Here is a 15,873-nt window from a genome sequence, read left to right on the forward strand (position 1 = left end):
TGTGGACGGACACGTGGACATCACCGATCGGGAGGGCCTGTGCAGAGATCGGGACAACGCGCCGGGGACCACTAATCTTTCGGCATGACAACGGCTCTGATTACGGGATCGACCGCGGGCATCGGCGCCGCCTTCGCGCGGCGGCTGGCGGCCGACGGGCACAACCTGGTGCTGGTGGCGCGCGACACCGCGCGCCTGACGGAGCAGGCCACCGAACTGCACGACCGGCACGGCATCGAGGCGGAGGTGCTGACGGCCGACCTGGCGACGGACCCGGGCATCGAGGCGGTCGCCGCCCGGCTGGGCGACCGCAAGGACCCCGTGGACCTGCTGGTCAACAACGCGGGCTTCGGTAACAAGGGCCGTTTCCTGGACGTGTCGATGGCCGACGAGCTCAGGATGATCAAGGTGCACGTCGAGGCGGTGCTGCGGCTGACGTCGGCGGCGACCGCGGCGATGCGCGAGCGCGGCCGGGGCGGGGTCGTGAACGTGGCCTCGGTGGCCGCCTTCGTGCCGCGTGGCACGTACGGCGCGTCGAAGGCGTGGGTCGTGCAGTTCACCCAGGGCGCGGCGCGCGATCTGGCCGGCAGCGGTGTACGGCTGATGGCGCTGTGCCCCGGATTCGTGCGCACCGAGTTCCACCAGCGGGCCGGCATGGGCACGGACAACATCCCGAACTGGATGTGGCTGGACGCGGACAAGCTGGTCGCGGCGGCCCTGACGGATCTGGCCCACGGCAAGACCCTGTCCATCCCGGACCCCCGGTACAAGGCGCTGATGGGCCTGGTGAAGGTGACGCCGCGCGGCCTGCTGGGCGGGATCACCTCGAAGACGGGCCGCAAGTACGGCCCGCAGTGACGTCACGGAAGTGACGTGAGGTGACGTACGGAGGTGACGTACGGAGGTGACGACGGCGCCCCGGTGGGAAAATGGGCTTCTCGGACATCACGAACATCCTTCCTTCCCGGACATCCTTGACGGAGAGCCGGACCAGGCCGGGGGACCGGAGGCGCGTCATGACCTTCGTACAGCTCATCGACTGCAGGACCAGCCGGTTCGAGGAGATGAACCGGCTGCTGGACAGCTGGGTCGAGAAGACCGGGGGCAGGCGGACCGCGACGCACGCGGTCGTCGGCAAGGACCGGTCGGACGGAGCGCACGTCGTCGAGCTGGTGGAGTTCCCGTCGTACGAGGAGGCGATGCGGAGCTCGAACCTGCCGGAGACCGACGAGATCTTCCGGGACCTGGTCGCCCTCTGCGACGGGACGCCCACCTTCACGGACCTGGACGTCGTCCGGGACGAGCAGCTCTGCGAGCTCGCCGTGCGCCGTTTCTACGGCACCCTCACGACCGCCGGTGAGCTGCCGCCGCTCAACGACCTGATCGACGAGGACTGCCACAGCCACGACCCCGTCAACCCCCAGGTCACCATCGGCCTGGACGCCCTCCGCCGCGACTTCCGCATGTGGCGCGACGCCTTCGACGCCTCCTTCACGGTCGAGGACCTGATCGCGCAGGGCAACCGGGTCTGCGCCCGCTGGAGCTGGACCGCCACGCACCAGGGCGAGTTCCTCGGCATCGCGCCCACCGGCAGGCGGGTCACCATGACCGGCATGACGGTCTTCCGCTTCGGCGGCAACGGCAGGATCGCCGAACTGTGGTGGCAGCACGACCAGTTGGGACTGCTGCAACAGCTGGGGGCGCTGGACGAGTTGGAGCAGTAGCGCGACTCACCGGGTGGCACGGAAGCGGACGGCGGCGCCCGGCGGGATCTGTCCGGCCAGGGGCAGGTCGGCGGCGTCGACGACCGCGATGACCGGGTAGCCGCCGGTGACGGGGTGGTCGGTGAGGAACAGCACGGGTCTGCCGTTCGGCGGGACCTGGAGGGCGCCCGGCACCATGCCCTCGGCCGGGAGTTCCCCGTCACGGACACGTGTCAGGGCCGGGCCGTCGAGCCGGATGCCGATCCGGTTGCTGCGGCTGGTCGCCTCCCAGCGGGCGCCGAGCAGCGCCGCGTACGAGGCGTCGTCGAACCAGTCGTCGCGCGGCCCGCGCACCACGCGGAGCGTGAACTCGCGCGGCGGCGCCGTGCGGGGCGCCAGGTCCACGCCCGGGAAGGGGAGCACGGGGCGGCCGACCGGCAGCCGGTCGCCGGTGCGCAGGGGCCGGAGGCCGATGCCGGAGAGCAGGTCGGTGGAGCGGGAGCCGAGCAGCAGCGGCGTGTCGAGCCCGCCGCGCACGGCGAGGTACGTCCGCAGCCCCGTGCCGGGTACGCCCAGGTGCAGCGTCTGACCGTCGTGCAGCGGGAACGGCGCGTCGACCGGGACGGACCGGCCGTCGACGGTGGCCGGGCACGGCGCCCCCGTCAGGGCCGCGTACAGCACCGACGGCGCCCCCGACGGCGTACGGCAGTGCACGCGCACCCGCAGGCCGCCGAAGGTGGTCTCGATTCCGGCCGCGTCCTGGGGATTGCCCACGAGCCGGTTGGCGAGAGCCAGCGAGTCCCGGTCGGCGGCACCGGAACCCGGAACCCCGAGGTGGGCCCAGCCGGGCCGGCCCAGATCCTGGACCGTGGCCAGCGGACCGGGCGCCAGGACCTCCAGGCAGGAACCGGTCGCCGGGGCGGTCGCGGTTGGGACGGTCGCGACCGGAGCGCTCGTGGCCGCGGCGATCCTGGCCGCGGCGGTCGTGGCCGGACCCCTCACCTCCAGGGCACTCGTGGCCGGGGCGCTCACCGCCGGAACACCCGCCACCGGAGCGCTCGTGGCCGGAGCGTTTGTAGCTGGGGTGCTCACCGCCGCAGCAATCGTGGCCGGGGCGCTCGCCGCTTGAGCGGTCGGCACCGGAGCGCTCGTGGCCGGACCACTCACCTCCAGAGCAATCGTGCCCGGGGTGCTCACCGCCGGAACACTCGCCACCGAAGCGTTCATGGCCGGGGTGCTCACCGTCGGGGCCGTCTCCATCGAGGCGCTCGCGGCCGGGGCGCTCGTAGCCGGGGCGGTCGCCGCCGCAGCGGTCGCCGCCGGGGCGGTCGTGGCCGGACCACTCACCTCCAGAGCGCTCGTGGCCGGGGCGGTCTCGGCCGGAACACTCGCCGCCGCAGTGGTCGTGGCCGGGGCGCTCGCCGCTCGGGTGTCGGTCGTTGTCTTCGCTGCGGGCGTCGTCACCGTGGCTCCTCGGGAACGAAGCGGACGTGGCTGCCGGGGGCCAGCAGCGCCGGTGGGTCGCGCCGCTCGTTCCACAGCACGGCGTCCGTGGTGCCGAGCAACTGCCAGCCGCCGGGCGAGGAGCGCGGATAGACACCCGTGAAACCGCCGGCGACGGCGACCGAGCCCGCCGGCACCGCGGTGCGCGGCTCGGACCGGCGCGGCAGCCGCAGCAGCGGATCGGTGCCCGTGAGGTAGCCGAAGCCCGGGGCGAAGCCCGCGAAGGCGACCGTGTAGAGGGGTGCCGTGTGCCGGGCGATCACCTCGCCCACGCCCAGGCCCGTCGACTCGGCCACGTGGGACAGGTCCTCGCCGTCGTACCGGACGGCGAGGGTGACGATCCGTTCACCGACCGGCTCGGCGGACGCAGGGGTGCCGGGGGCAGGCTGCCCGGCCGGGCCCAGGGCCGCCGCGTGTTCCGCCACGGCCGCGGCCACGGCCGGGTGGGCGGTGACCGCGGGATCGTAGGTGACGAGCAGCGTGCGGGCGGCCGCGACCAGTTCCCGGACGCCACGCGGGCGGTCCGCCTCCAGCGCGCCGCGCAGTGCCAGCACCTGCTCCAGGCCGTCGGCCTCGACCAGCAGGGCGTGGCTGCCGACCCGGCGGATCCCGACGCTCACGCCGGCACCGACAGGGACTTCGGCACGGCGAACGACGTCGGGGCGAAATCGGCCCGCTCCAGCTCCTCACGCAGCCTGCGCGCGATCGCGACCGCGTCGGCCGTGTCGCCGTGCACGCACAACGACCGTACGGACAGCGGAACGTCGCTGCCGTCCACGGCCTCCACCACGCCCTCGGTCACCATGCGCAGGCAGCGCCGCACGATCATCTCCGGGTCGTGCAGCACCGCGCCGGGTTCGCGGCGCGGGACCAGGGTGCCCGCGGGGGTGTACGCCCGGTCCGCGAACGCCTCGTGGACCGGGGTGAGCCCGGCCGCGGCGGCGGTGCGCAGCCAGACGCTGCCGGGCAGGCCCAGCACCGGAAGCTCCGGGTCGTAGCGGCGCACGGCCTCCGCGACGGCGGCGGCCTGCGTCTCGTGGTGGACGATGGCGTTGTAGAGGGCGCCGTGCGGCTTGACGTACGCGACGCGGGTACCGGCGAGGCGGGCGAAGCCGTCGAGCGCCGCGATCTGGTAGACGACGTCGTTGACCAGCTCGGCGGGGTCGACGTCGATGAAGCGGCGCCCGAAGCCCGCCAGGTCCCGGTAGCCCACCTGGGCGCCGATGGCGACGCCGCGCTCGGCGGCCCGCTCGCACGTCCGGCGCATCACGGTCGGATCGCCGGCATGGAAGCCGCAGGCCACGTTGGCGCTGGTGACGAGGGACAGCAGCGCGTCGTCGTCACCGAGCCGCCACTGCCCGAAACCCTCGCCGAGGTCACTGTTGAGATCGATCATGAACGCTCCGCAGCTCGGTTCTGCCACTCGGGACGGGTCATGCCGTGCGGGGCGCGGTGCTCGTCGTCGGCGCCTCTGCCGCACCGGGGCCTCGCTCGCCCCGCATCATGCCGCAGGCCACCGGCAACGGCACCGACGACGACGGTACCCGGCGCCCCCGTAGGGGCACCGGGCACCGGTGGTTCGGTTCAGCTCAGCGGAGTGCTCAGTGGGCGTGGCCGTGGCCGTGGCCCGCGGCGGCCGGCTCTTCCTCTTCCTTCTTCTCGACGACCAGGGTCTCGGTCGTGAGCAGGAGGGAGGCGATGGAGGCGGCGTTCTCCAGGGCGGAGCGGGTGACCTTGACCGGGTCGATGACGCCGGCCTTGATCAGGTCGCCGTACTCGCCGGTGGCGGCGTTGTAGCCGCTGCCCTTCTCCAGCTCCGCCACCTTGGAGACGATGACGTAGCCCTCGAGGCCGGCGTTCTCGGCGATCCAGCGCAGCGGCTCGACGGCGGCGCGGCGGACGACCGCGACACCCGTGGCCTCGTCGCCGGTCTTGTCGAGGTTGCCCTCCAGGACCTTCACGGCGTGGACGAGCGCGGAGCCACCACCGGAGACGATGCCCTCCTCGACCGCGGCGCGGGTCGCGGAGATGGCGTCCTCCAGACGGTGCTTCTTCTCCTTCAGCTCCACCTCGGTGGCGGCGCCGACCTTGATCACGCACACGCCGCCGGCCAGCTTCGCGAGGCGCTCCTGGAGCTTCTCGCGGTCCCAGTCGGAGTCGGTGTTCTCGATCTCGGCCTTGATCTGGGAGACGCGGCCCTCCACGTCCTCCTTCTTGCCGGCGCCGTCGACGATCGTGGTGTCGTCCTTGGTGACGGTGACGCGGCGGGCGGAGCCGAGGACGTCCAGACCGGCCTGGTCGAGCTTGAGGCCGACCTCCTCGGAGATGACGGTGGCGCCGGTGAGGACCGCCATGTCCTGGAGCATCGCCTTGCGGCGGTCGCCGAAGCCGGGGGCCTTGACGGCCACGGCGTTGAACGTGCCGCGGATCTTGTTGACGACCAGGGTCGACAGGGCCTCGCCGTCGACGTCCTCGGCGATGATCAGCAGCGGCTTCGAGGCGTTGCCCTGGATGATCTTCTCGAGGAGCGGGAGCATGTCCGCGATGGCGGAGATCTTGCCCTGGTGGATCAGGATGTACGGGTCGTCGAGGACGGCCTCCATACGCTCCTGGTCCGTGACGAAGTACGGGGACAGGTAGCCCTTGTCGAAGGCCATGCCCTCGGTGAAGTCCAGCTCCAGACCGAAGGTGTTGGACTCCTCGACGGTGATGACGCCGTCCTTGCCGACCTTGTCCATCGCCTCGGCGATGAGCTCGCCGACCTGCTGGTCCTGGGCGGACAGCGCGGCCACGGCGGCGATGTCGGACTTCTCGTCGATCGGGCGGGCCGAGGCGTGCAGGTCGTCGGAGACGGCCTTGACCGCGGCGTCGATGCCCTTCTTCAGCGCGGCCGGGGAGGCACCCGCGGCAACGTTCTTCAGGCCCTCGCGCACGAGCGCCTGGGCGAGCACGGTGGCGGTGGTGGTGCCGTCACCCGCGATGTCGTTGGTCTTGGTCGCCACCTCCTTCACCAGCTGGGCGCCGAGGTTCTCGTACGGGTCCTCGATCTCGACCTCACGGGCGATGGTGACGCCGTCGTTGGTGATGGTGGGCGCGCCGAACTTCTTGTCGATGACGACGTTGCGGCCCTTGGGGCCGATCGTCACCTTGACCGTGTCGGCGAGCTTGTTGACGCCGCGCTCGAGGGCGCGACGGGCGTCCTCGTCGAACTTCAGGATCTTCGCCATGGCAGCGGGAGCCCTCTCGAAATCTGGTGGTAAGACACTGCGCCCCGGGCGCCCGGCTTCTTATCGGTCGCGGGGGGCCAGGGGCGCAGCTCAAGCAGAATTGCTTCGGCTTCGTGAAGAAGCGGGTGAACTACTTCTCGATGATCGCGAGGACGTCGCGAGCCGAGAGGACGAGGTACTCCTCGTTGTTGTACTTCACCTCGGTGCCGCCGTACTTGCTGTAGAGCACGACGTCGCCGACCTTCACATCGAGCGGAAGACGGTTGCCGTCCTCGAAGCGGCCCGGGCCCACGGCCAGGACGACGCCCTCCTGGGGCTTCTCCTTGGCGGTGTCCGGGATGACCAGGCCAGAGGCCGTGGTCTGCTCGGCGTCCAGCGGCTGGACCACGATGCGGTCCTCGAGCGGCTTGATGGCAACCTTGGTGCTGGCGGTCGTCACGATCCGACCTCCCCCTTCGGAGATCTCACGGGGTTAACTGTCTGAGGTGGCGACCAGGTCGATCCGTCGTCGCGGGTGCCGGACCTGCCCGTCGCTTTGTTGGCACTCTCCAGGGGGGAGTGCCAGACCTGAGACTATGACCGTCGTTAGCACTCGGTCAAGCGGAGTGCCAATTGCCTCGTGGCGCGTCGGGGGTGGGGTGCGTTTCGGGGAACGTCTGTTCAAGGTGCGGTGGGCCCGTGTGGGCGCCCTGGGGGCTGCCTCCCCAGACCCCCGATTCGTCCTGGACGGCCTCGTCCTCAAGCTCCCCCAAGCTCTTCGAGCAGGGGGACCTCCAGACGGGCTGCTTGATGCCGGACTCGGCTGAGAAGCTCAACCCAAGGACAGTCCCGCCCCAGCCCGGAGACGGCCCTGCTCAGAGATAGTCCTGCAGCCGGCCCACCGTCAGGCCCTTCCTCTGGATTCCGCGGAGCAGGCGGGTCGTGCGGTCGCGCAGGGGCGGGCCGTCGAGGTCGTCGTCGTCCGAGGCGACGAGGAGGATGTCGCCGGGACGCAGTTCGTGGGGGCCGTGTCTGAAGCGCAGGCCGGTGTCGGTCGTGACGCCGCGCCACAGGGCGACCGCCGAGACCCCGCAGTCGGCGGCGGCGCGCAGGGTCGTCGTGTCGTACCTGCCGTAGGGCGGGCGGAAGAGGCGGGGGGTGACGCCGAAGCGGGAGCGGATCTTGTCCCGCTGGCCGCAGATCTCGGCACGCTGGCCCGCGTAGGGCAGGCCGCGCAGCGAGGGGTGGTCCAGGGTGTGGTTCTGGAGGTCCGCGCCCACCGACATCAGGTGCGCGAAGTGCCCGTACCCCGGTCCGACGACACTGTCCGTGAGGAACATGCTGACCGGCAAGCGCAGTTCACGGACCATGTCGACGAACCGCGGATCCTTCTCCGCGCCGTCGTCGTAGGTGAGGAAGACGACCGGGTCGGAGGTCGCGACGTGGTCCACGACCTCGGGCAGGCCTGCGGACGGGGTGGCGCCGGCGAGCCGGGGCGGACGGGCCGGCGGCTTCGGCGGCGCGGCGAGCGGCGCCCTGAGCCCCCAGCGCCGGTAGGCCTGGTCGGCCGTCGGGCTCTGCGACCGTACGCCCTGCGCCGCCTTGCGGCCGAGCCGCTCGATGGGGTCGACGGACGTGGCACAGCCGGTCAGCAGCGAGGCGGCGAGCAGGGCCACGGCCAGGTGCCGCGGCCGGACGGGCCGCGGTCTCACAGGTAGTCCTCCAGCCGGGCCACCGCGTACCCGTCGGCCGTGACCTTGTTCAGGAACCGGCGCATGTCGTCGGCCATCGTGCCGTTCCACTCGTTGCGGCCCCGGAAGTGGGTGAGCACGATGTCGCCGGGCCGCAGCCGCTGGTCGTCCTCGCGGAACTCCCAGTGGTCGACGTAGACCTCCTCGTTCCAGATGGGCGCGTACTCGATGCCGCAGGACTTGGCGGCGCGCAGGGTGTCCTGGTTGTAGTTGCCGTAGGGCGGGCGGAACATCTTCGGGCGCTTGCCGAACTGCTCCTCCATGATGTCCTGCATGCCGCAGATCTCGCGCTTCTGCTCTTCGTAGGACAGGGCAGGCAGGTAACGGTGGTGCAGGGTGTGGTTGTTGAGGGTGACCCCGGTGCCCTGCATCTTCCAGAAGTAGCCGTAGTCGCCCTTGACGAGGTCGTCGGTGAGGAACGCGGTGTACGGGATCTTCAGGTCCCGCATCATCCGCGGGAACTGCGGGTCCTTCTCCGCTCCGTCGTCGATGGTGAGGAAGACGACCTTGTCCTTGGTGGGGACCGTGGTGAAGACGGGGGGCAGGTTCCAGTCCTTCTGGTGTTTCACCTCGAAACCGGCGCGGGCGGTGGCCTTCGGCTTCGTCGTGGGCGGCTGCGGGGGGATCAGCGGGACGCGCTCCAGACTCCAGCTCTTGGCGGTGGCCACCCGCTGCGCGTAGGAGGTGTGCAGGCGGTCGGCGAAGGAGCCGGGGGCGTGCGCCTGGGGGTGCTGCTGGCCGGGGGCCGGGCGCACCTGCACGTCCGGCTGCGCGCAGCCGGAGGCGAGGGCGGCGACGGCGAGCACCACGAGCCCGCCACGGATCCGGGTCCCGCGACTCGGGACCCTTTCCGGACCCTTTTTGTCATTTTGTACGACTACCCTCATGGCACCGGATCCTCGCAGGCCACCGCCCGGAAGCCGGGGCGACACCGCGGCCGGAGGCACACCGTCCACCGACTGGCCCACAATGAGCCGGGTGAACGACCACCTCCACGCCTTCGCCTCTCTGCTCACCCCCGAGGGCCGCGCCCTCCTCGACGAAGTGCGCGGCACCCAACCCGCCGACGAACTCGCGGTCGCCACCCGGCTGCGCCGTGAGCACCCCGCCGAACTGGTGTCGGCGGCGCTCGGCCAGGCCCGGCTGCGGCAGCGGGCGGCCGCGAAGTTCGGGGCCGAGGACGCGGGGCGGATGTTCTTCACGCCGAACGGGGTGGAGCAGTCGACGCGGGCGAGTGTGGCGGCGTACCGGGCGGGCCGGCTGCGGGGGTCGGGGGTGGCCTCGGTCGCGGACCTGTGCTGCGGGATCGGCGGCGACGCGATCGCCCTCGCCCGCGCCGGGATCCGGGTCCTGGCCGTGGACCGGGACCCGCTGACCGCCGCCGCGGCCCGCGCGAACGCCGAGGCGCTCGGGGTGGCGGACCTGATCGAGGTACGGGAGGCGGACGTCACGGAGGTCGACACGGCCTCGTACGACGCGGTGTTCGTGGATCCGGCCCGCAGAACGGGCGGAGGGAGGGGTGGCGGACGGGCCGCGGGCGGACGCGTCTTCGACCCCGAGGCGTACTCACCGCCGCTGTCCTGGGCGGTCGGCGCCGCGCTCCGGGCGCCCCGCGCGGCGCTGAAGATCGCCCCCGGCATCCCGCACGAGCTGATCCCGCCGCAGGCCGAGGCCGAGTGGATCTCCGACGGCGGGGACGTGAAGGAGGCGGTGCTGTGGTTCGGCACCGAGCCGGGCCTCATCCGGGCCACCCTGCTGCCCGGCCCGCGCACCCTGCGCGGCCGCGGCCTGCCCGACCCCCCGGTCCGCACCCCGGGCCGCTACCTGTACGAGCCCGACGGCGCCGTGATCCGTGCCCACCTGGTGGCCGAGGCCGCCCGGGAGCTCGACGGCGGCCTGATCGACGCGACCATCGCGTACGTGACCGCCGACGAACTCCGCCCCACCCCGTACGCCACCGCCTACGAGATCACCGACCGGCTCCCCTTCAACGTCAAGAAGCTGAAGGCCCTGCTGCGGGAGCGCGAGGTGGGCGCGCTGACCGTGAAGAAGCGGGGCTCGGCGGTCGAGCCGGAGGAACTGCGCAGGAAGGTCCTGCCGAAGCCGCACGGCAGGAACGCGGCGACGGTGTTCCTCACCCGGGTCGCCGGGGCACCCACCATGCTGCTCGGCCACCCGGCGGGCTGACGCCGCTCACCGGCTCACCGCAGCGACGTCCACAGTTCGCCCGCGTCCGGTTCCTGCGCCACCACCCGGTTGGGGTTCCACGGGGCCGTCACCACCGGCATGGTCACCGTCTTCACGTTCTGCGCCGACAGGCCCTTCAGGCTCTCGCCGAGGGTCGTCAGTTCGCCCAGCGAGTCGAGGCCGGTGTCGGTGGTCAGACTGCCGGTCACCGCGTCGGCGACCCGGTAGAGCCCGGCGGGGTCGTCCAGCAGGCCGGAGCCGGAGATCTCCTCCAGCAGCGCCTTGACCAGCGTCTGCTGGAGGCCTATGCGGCCCAGGTCGCTGCCGTCACCCACGCCGTACCGGGTGCGGGCCAGGGCCAGGGCCTCGGTGCCGTTCAGATGGTGGGTGCCGGCCTTCAGGTGCAGATGGCTCTTGTCGTCGTCGATGTCCAGCTCGGTGGTGACGGTGACCCCGCCCATCGCGTCCACCAGCTTCGCGAAGCCGGCGAAGTCGATCTCGATGTAGTGGTCCATGCGGATGCCGGTGAGCGTCTCGACCGTCTTGACCGCGCACACCGGTCCGCCCACCGAGTACGCGCTGTTGAACATGGTGTAGTTCGCCACCGCCGTGGAACCGCCGGACTCCAGCGGGCAGGACGGACGGGTCACCAGCGTGTCGCGCGGGATGCTCACCACGGTGGCCGAGGTCCGGCCGGCGTCGATGTGCACGATCATCGCGGTGTCGGAGCGGGCGCCCTCGCTGTCGCCGCCGCCGAGTTCCTCGTTCTGCTCGCCGCTGCGCGAGTCCGAGCCGAGGACCAGGATGTTGAGGGCCCCCCTGGGCAGGGCGGCCGTGTCGGCCGACGGTCCCGTACGCGACCCGGGCGGGCGGTCGTCCCCGAGCGCGCTGTTGATGTCGACGCTCCTGATGTTCTGGTTCAGGTGCCAGTACGCGATGCCCGCCGCCGCGACGCCCAGCACCAGGACGCCCGACAGGCCGAGGCCCACGGCCTTCAGGACCCGTGACCGCCGGCCGGCCCCTCCGCCCGCGTCCCCGCTGTCGCTGTCGCCCTGTCCGCTGTCATGTCCCCTGTTGTGTCCCCTCACGGGGAGGAACATACGTCCGACTCATGAGGAGCCGGACAGGGGGAGGCGCCCACGACCGATTTCTTCGGAAAATCTCATCTTCCCCGAAACTTTCGGCACTTGAGCTTCACTTCGCGGGCGCCGCCGTACTGCTGCGCACCACCAGGCTCGTGGCCAGCTCCACCCGGGTCGCCACCGGCGAGTCCTCCTCGCGCCCGAGGTCCAGCACCAGCTTCGCCGCCGCCTCGGCCATCTCCGTCAGCGGCTGGCGCACGGTCGTCAGCGGCGGCCCGACCCAGCGCGCCACCGGCAGGTCGTCGAAGCCGACCACGCTCAGGTCCTCCGGGACGCGCAGGCCCAGTTCGCGCGCCGCCTCGTACACGCCGAGCGCCTGGAGGTCGTTGCCCGCGAAGACGGCGGTCGGCCGGTCCTCGCGGCGCAGCAGCTTCAGGCCCAGCCGGTAGCCGGCCTCGTGGTGGAAGTCGCCGGTCACGATCAGCGACGGGTCCACCGGCAGCCCGGCCGTCTCCAGCGCGGCCCGGTAGCCGTCCACCCGGGCCCGGCTGCACATCATCCGGGACGGCCCGCTGATCGCGCCGATCCGGGTGTGCCCGAGCTCCACCAGGTGCCGGGTGGCGGCCAGCCCGCCCTGCCAGTTGGTGGCGCCGATCGAGGGCACGTCGGCGCCCGGATCGCCGGCCGGGTCCATCACCACGAACGGGATGGAACGGCTGGTCAGCAGCGCCCGCTGGGACTCGTCGAGCCCGGACAGCACCAGGACCACGCCGTGCGGCCGGCGGGCGGCGACCTGGTCGGCCCAGGTCCGCCCGGGAGTGAGCCGGCCCGCGCTCTCGGAGAGCACGACGCTCAGCCCCGCGTCCCGCGCCACGTTCTCCACGCCCCGGATGACCTCCATCGCCCAGGCGCTCTCCAGCTCGTGGAAGACCAGGTCGATCAGCGGCGATCGGGTCGCCTCGGCCCGCCGGCGCCGGTAGCCGTGCGCCCGCAGGAGCTCCTCGACCCGGGAGCGGGTGGTCGGGGCGACGTCGGCGCGACCGTTGAGAACCTTCGAAACAGTCGGAGCCGACACACCGGCCTCGCGGGCGATCTCGGCGAGCGTGGCGGTCTGCGTTCCTGCAGTCTTCGTCGGCTTCATGGCCGCGATCGTATCTCTGCGAGACCTCTTGACGAACCCCCTCGACCGCTTTAGGTTCCCGGAACATTCGAAGTGCCATACGAAACATTCGGCCACTCGAACAGTTCGGCCAGACGAACATTCGGAACACGACATTCGTGAGAGGTGCCGTCACATGGAGTCCTACAGCAGGCGCTGGTTTCTCGGCGCCGGCGCCACCACCCTCATCTCGGCCACCGGACTCACCGCCTGCGGCTCCGGCAGCGGCTCCGGCAGCTCGGGCGGCACGATCACGGCGATGGTGTACGGCGACGACGCCGTGAAGGTGCAGACCGCGGCCGTCACCCGGTTCAACGCCTCCGCCGCGGCCAAGAAGGCGAAGGGCAAGATCAAGCTGGAGAAGGTGCCCGGCTCGGACTACCCGGCCAAGCTGCGCACCGCGATGGGCTCGCCCCACGCCCCGGACGTGTTCTTCAACTGGGGCGGCGGCTCCATCAAGGCGTACAAGGACGCGGACCAGCTGATCGACCTCACCGACACCATCGAGTCCGACCCGGTCCTCAAGGACGGCTTCCTGCCCTCCGTGCTCGCGGCCGGGGCGCTCAGCGGACGCAACTTCGGTATCCCGATGCGCGGCATGCAGCCGGTGATGCTCTTCTACAACAAGGCCATCTTCGCCGAGCACAAGCTCCAGCCGCCCACCACCTGGGACCAGCTGCTCGACATCAACGCCAAGCTGAAGAAGGCGAAGATCACCCCGTTCGCGCTCGGCGGCGCCGACATCTGGCCGGAACTGATGTGGCTGGAGTACCTGGTCGACCGCATCGGCGGCCCCGAGGTCTTCGAAAAGATCAAGAACGGCGACTCCTCCGGCTGGGGCGACCCGGCCGTCCTCAAGGCCGCCGAGACGGTCAAGCAGCTCATCGACGACGGCGCCTTCGGCAAGGGCTTCAGCTCGGTGGCGTACACCAACAAGGGCGCGCCGGCGGTCTTCGCCAAGGGCAAGGCGGCCATGCACCTGATGGGCTCGTGGGAGTACTCCACGCAGCTCGGCGAGTTCCCGGACTTCGCCAAGAAGAGCCTGGGCTGGTGCGCGTTCCCGAAGTACGACGGCGGCGCCGGCGACATCCGCAACGTGGTCGGCAACCCGACCAACTACTGGTCGGTGAACGCCCGTACGTCCAACAAGGACGCGGCGATCGCCTTCCTGAGGGAGTGCGCCTCCGAGCAGTACGCCAAGGACCTGATCGCCAACGGCGACATCCCGACCACGTCCAACGCGGCCAACCTGCTGGACGCCTCCCCCAACCCCGAGTTCGCCAAGTTCCAGTACTCGATGGTGCAGCAGGCCCCCGCCTTCACCCTGAGCTGGGACCAGGCGGTCGACCCGAACATCTCCACGCCGATGCTCACCGAGATCAACAAGCTGTTCGTGGGCAAGTCGAGCCCGAGCCAGTTCGTCACCGCGCTCCAGGGGCTGAAGTGAGTTCGACGGTCTCCACCGGGACGAAGGGCAGGCCCGGGAAGGGCGTGCGGGCCGGTCGCCCGCACGCCGCCTGGGCCCTGCCCGGCGTTCTGTTCTTCGCCTTCTTCGCCATCGCCCCGATGGTCCTGGCCTTCTACCTGTCCTTCACCAAGTGGAACGGCCTGGGCGACCCCGAACCGGCGGGCCTGGCCAACTGGCAGAAACTGTTCGACGACCCGCGCCTGACCCAGTCCATCACGGTGACCGTGCTGCTCACCGTGGTCAGCTGGACCTTCCAGACGGTGGTCTCGCTGCTGCTGGGCGTCTGGGCGGCGGGCCGCCAGCGCAACCGGGCGGTGCTCTCAGCGATCTTCTTCACGCCGTTCCTGCTGTCCTCGACGGCGATCGCACTGCTCTTCTACTCCCTGCTCGACCCGAACTTCGGCATCATCCGCGGGGACACGTTCGGCTCGACGTCCGGCGCCTTCCTGGCGATCGTGTTCGTCGGCGGCTGGCAGTTCATCCCCTTCCACACCCTGATCTACCAGGGCGGGGCACGGCAGATCCCCGAGGTCCTCTACCAGGCCGCGGCCATCGACGGCGCCGGCCGCTACCGCCAGTTCTTCTCGATCACCCTGCCCCAGCTGCGCAACACGGCGACGACGTCCAGCGTGCTGATGATCGTCGGCTCGCTCACGTACTTCGAGACCGTCCTGATCCTGACCCAGGGCGGCCCCGGCACGGACACCGCGATCCTGCCGTACCTGATGTACGAGGCGGGCTTCAAGAGCTACGACTTCGGCTACGCGAGCGCCATCGCGTCCTTCCTCGTCGTGGCCGCCACCGCGCTGTCGCTGCTGCTGGTCCGGCTGACCGGCTTCGGCGCCATGCGCAGCACCAGGGAAGGAATGTGACGAAGTGTCACACGATACGCTGCCGCGCCGTCCGCTGCGCACCCCCCGGACGCCGGTGACCGCGGCCCCCACGCACCGCCGCCGCCACTGGACCAGGCGCCCGAACCCGCTGGCCGGCCTCGGCTCGGTCGTCTGGCTGATCATCGTGATCATCCCGATCTACGCGATGATCTCGACCTCGCTGACCCGGCAGGACGAGGCCCTGGGCAACGCCCTCGACCCGCCGGAGCACCCGACCCTGGAGAACTACAACACCGTCCTGCACAGCGGCTTCGGCCACCTCCTCGCCAACACGGTCACCGTCGCGGCGGCGGTGGTGGCCATCGTCCTCGTCCTGTGCGTCCCGCTCGCCTACGTCGCCGTCCGCACCCGCAGCTTCTGGTCGGGCGCGGCCTTCCGCATGTTCCTGCTCGGCGTCGCGATCCCCGCCCAGGCGGTCGTCGTCCCGCTCTACCTGATGATCGCCAAGCTGAACCTGTACGACAGCCTGCTCGCGGTCATCCTGCCGACGGCGGCCTTCGCGATGCCGGTCTCGACGCTCATCCTCACCGGCACCCTGCGGGACATATCCGAGGAGCTGTACGAGGCGATGGCGCTGGACGGCGCCTCCCCCACGCGGATGCTGTTCCAGCTGGTCATCCCGATGGCCAAGGGCGGCATCAGCACGGTCGTCGTCTACTCCGCCCTCCAGGCCTGGAACGGCTTCCTCTTCCCGCTGATCTTCACCCAGTCCGACGGCCCGCGCGTGCTGACCCTCGGACTGTTCAACTACGTCAGCGAGTTCGGCGTGAACATCCCCGCACTGCTCGCCTCCGTCGTCCTCTCCGGCATCCCGATCTTCGCCGTCTACCTGGTGGCCCGGCGCGCCCTCGTGGGCGGCCTGATGGGCGTGGGCGGCAAGTGACCGAGTGACCGGGACCGACCCGCGGCAGCCGAATCCCC

General features: G+C 71.1%; 15 protein-coding genes. 6 read left to right on the forward strand and 9 right to left on the reverse strand.

Annotated features, from left to right (window positions below):
* Positions 1–84 precede the first annotated feature (84 nt).
* On the forward strand, positions 85–858 hold the full coding sequence (locus TNCT6_RS11740) for an SDR family oxidoreductase (RefSeq protein ID WP_141359293.1): 774 nt from the start codon (positions 85–87) through the stop codon (positions 856–858).
* A 158-nt stretch (positions 859–1,016) separates the two neighbouring features.
* A complete protein-coding gene (locus TNCT6_RS11745) occupies positions 1,017–1,724 on the forward strand; it encodes an ester cyclase (protein ID WP_141359296.1) in 708 nt (235 codons plus the stop codon).
* Positions 1,725–1,730: 6 nt separating this feature from the next.
* Here TNCT6_RS11745 and TNCT6_RS11750 read toward each other — a convergent pair whose 3' ends face one another.
* From TNCT6_RS11750 to TNCT6_RS11780, 7 genes are all read right to left on the reverse strand, one after another.
* Positions 1,731–2,672 (reverse strand): biotin-dependent carboxyltransferase family protein, encoded by a 942-nt coding sequence (locus tag TNCT6_RS11750; RefSeq protein ID WP_373996238.1) that lies wholly within the window; start codon positions 2,670–2,672, stop codon positions 1,731–1,733.
* A gap of 491 nt (positions 2,673–3,163) precedes the next feature.
* Positions 3,164–3,826 (reverse strand): allophanate hydrolase subunit 1, encoded by a 663-nt coding sequence (locus TNCT6_RS11755; RefSeq protein ID WP_172632878.1) that lies wholly within the window; start codon positions 3,824–3,826, stop codon positions 3,164–3,166.
* On the reverse strand, positions 3,823–4,602 hold the full coding sequence (locus tag TNCT6_RS11760; protein ID WP_141359300.1) for a LamB/YcsF family protein: 780 nt from the start codon (positions 4,600–4,602) through the stop codon (positions 3,823–3,825). Before TNCT6_RS11760 ends, TNCT6_RS11755 begins: the two co-directional genes overlap by 4 nt.
* Positions 4,603–4,807: 205 nt before the next feature.
* Positions 4,808–6,433 carry a chaperonin GroEL gene (groL, locus tag TNCT6_RS11765; protein ID WP_141359302.1) on the reverse strand — a complete coding sequence of 542 codons (1,626 nt, stop codon included), beginning with the start codon at positions 6,431–6,433 and terminating at the stop codon, positions 4,808–4,810.
* A gap of 130 nt (positions 6,434–6,563) precedes the next feature.
* Positions 6,564–6,872, reverse strand: coding sequence for a co-chaperone GroES (gene groES, locus TNCT6_RS11770; protein WP_100569792.1), 309 nt, complete (start codon positions 6,870–6,872; stop codon positions 6,564–6,566).
* 415 nt (positions 6,873–7,287) lie between these two features.
* On the reverse strand, positions 7,288–8,124 hold the full coding sequence (locus TNCT6_RS11775) for a polysaccharide deacetylase family protein (RefSeq protein ID WP_141359304.1): 837 nt from the start codon (positions 8,122–8,124) through the stop codon (positions 7,288–7,290).
* Entirely contained in the window at positions 8,121–9,050 is a 930-nt protein-coding gene (locus TNCT6_RS11780) for a polysaccharide deacetylase family protein (RefSeq protein ID WP_141359306.1), read from the reverse strand. Before TNCT6_RS11780 ends, TNCT6_RS11775 begins: the two co-directional genes overlap by 4 nt.
* 82 nt (positions 9,051–9,132) lie before the next feature.
* Here TNCT6_RS11780 and TNCT6_RS11785 point away from each other — a divergent pair, with 82 nt between their 5' ends.
* Positions 9,133–10,350 carry a class I SAM-dependent methyltransferase gene (locus TNCT6_RS11785; protein ID WP_141366345.1) on the forward strand — a complete coding sequence of 406 codons (1,218 nt, stop codon included), beginning with the start codon at positions 9,133–9,135 and terminating at the stop codon, positions 10,348–10,350.
* Positions 10,351–10,364: 14 nt separating this feature from the next.
* Here the strand turns inward: TNCT6_RS11785 and TNCT6_RS11790 are convergent, their stop codons facing one another.
* Complete coding sequence (locus TNCT6_RS11790) at positions 10,365–11,450, reverse strand: LCP family protein (protein WP_141359308.1); 1,086 nt, start codon at positions 11,448–11,450, stop codon at positions 10,365–10,367.
* A gap of 94 nt (positions 11,451–11,544) precedes the next feature.
* Positions 11,545–12,573, reverse strand: coding sequence for a LacI family DNA-binding transcriptional regulator (locus TNCT6_RS11795; protein WP_141359310.1), 1,029 nt, complete (start codon positions 12,571–12,573; stop codon positions 11,545–11,547).
* Between the two features lie 154 nt (positions 12,574–12,727).
* Between TNCT6_RS11795 and TNCT6_RS11800 the strand changes: the two genes are divergently transcribed.
* Genes TNCT6_RS11800 through TNCT6_RS11810 form a run of 3 tightly spaced genes read left to right on the forward strand, consistent with a single transcriptional unit; the run spans position 12,728 to position 15,835 of the window.
* On the forward strand, positions 12,728–14,038 hold the full coding sequence (locus TNCT6_RS11800; protein WP_141359312.1) for an ABC transporter substrate-binding protein: 1,311 nt from the start codon (positions 12,728–12,730) through the stop codon (positions 14,036–14,038).
* On the forward strand, positions 14,035–14,931 hold the full coding sequence (locus TNCT6_RS11805; RefSeq protein WP_141359314.1) for a carbohydrate ABC transporter permease: 897 nt from the start codon (positions 14,035–14,037) through the stop codon (positions 14,929–14,931). Before TNCT6_RS11800 ends, TNCT6_RS11805 begins: the two co-directional genes overlap by 4 nt.
* Positions 14,932–14,935: 4 nt before the next feature.
* On the forward strand, positions 14,936–15,835 hold the full coding sequence (locus tag TNCT6_RS11810) for a carbohydrate ABC transporter permease (protein ID WP_373996167.1): 900 nt from the start codon (positions 14,936–14,938) through the stop codon (positions 15,833–15,835).
* The last annotated feature ends 38 nt before the right edge of the window (positions 15,836–15,873 follow it).

The sequence above is a fragment of the Streptomyces sp. 6-11-2 genome (genome assembly GCF_006540305.1).
Taxonomy (GTDB): domain Bacteria; phylum Actinomycetota; class Actinomycetes; order Streptomycetales; family Streptomycetaceae; genus Streptomyces.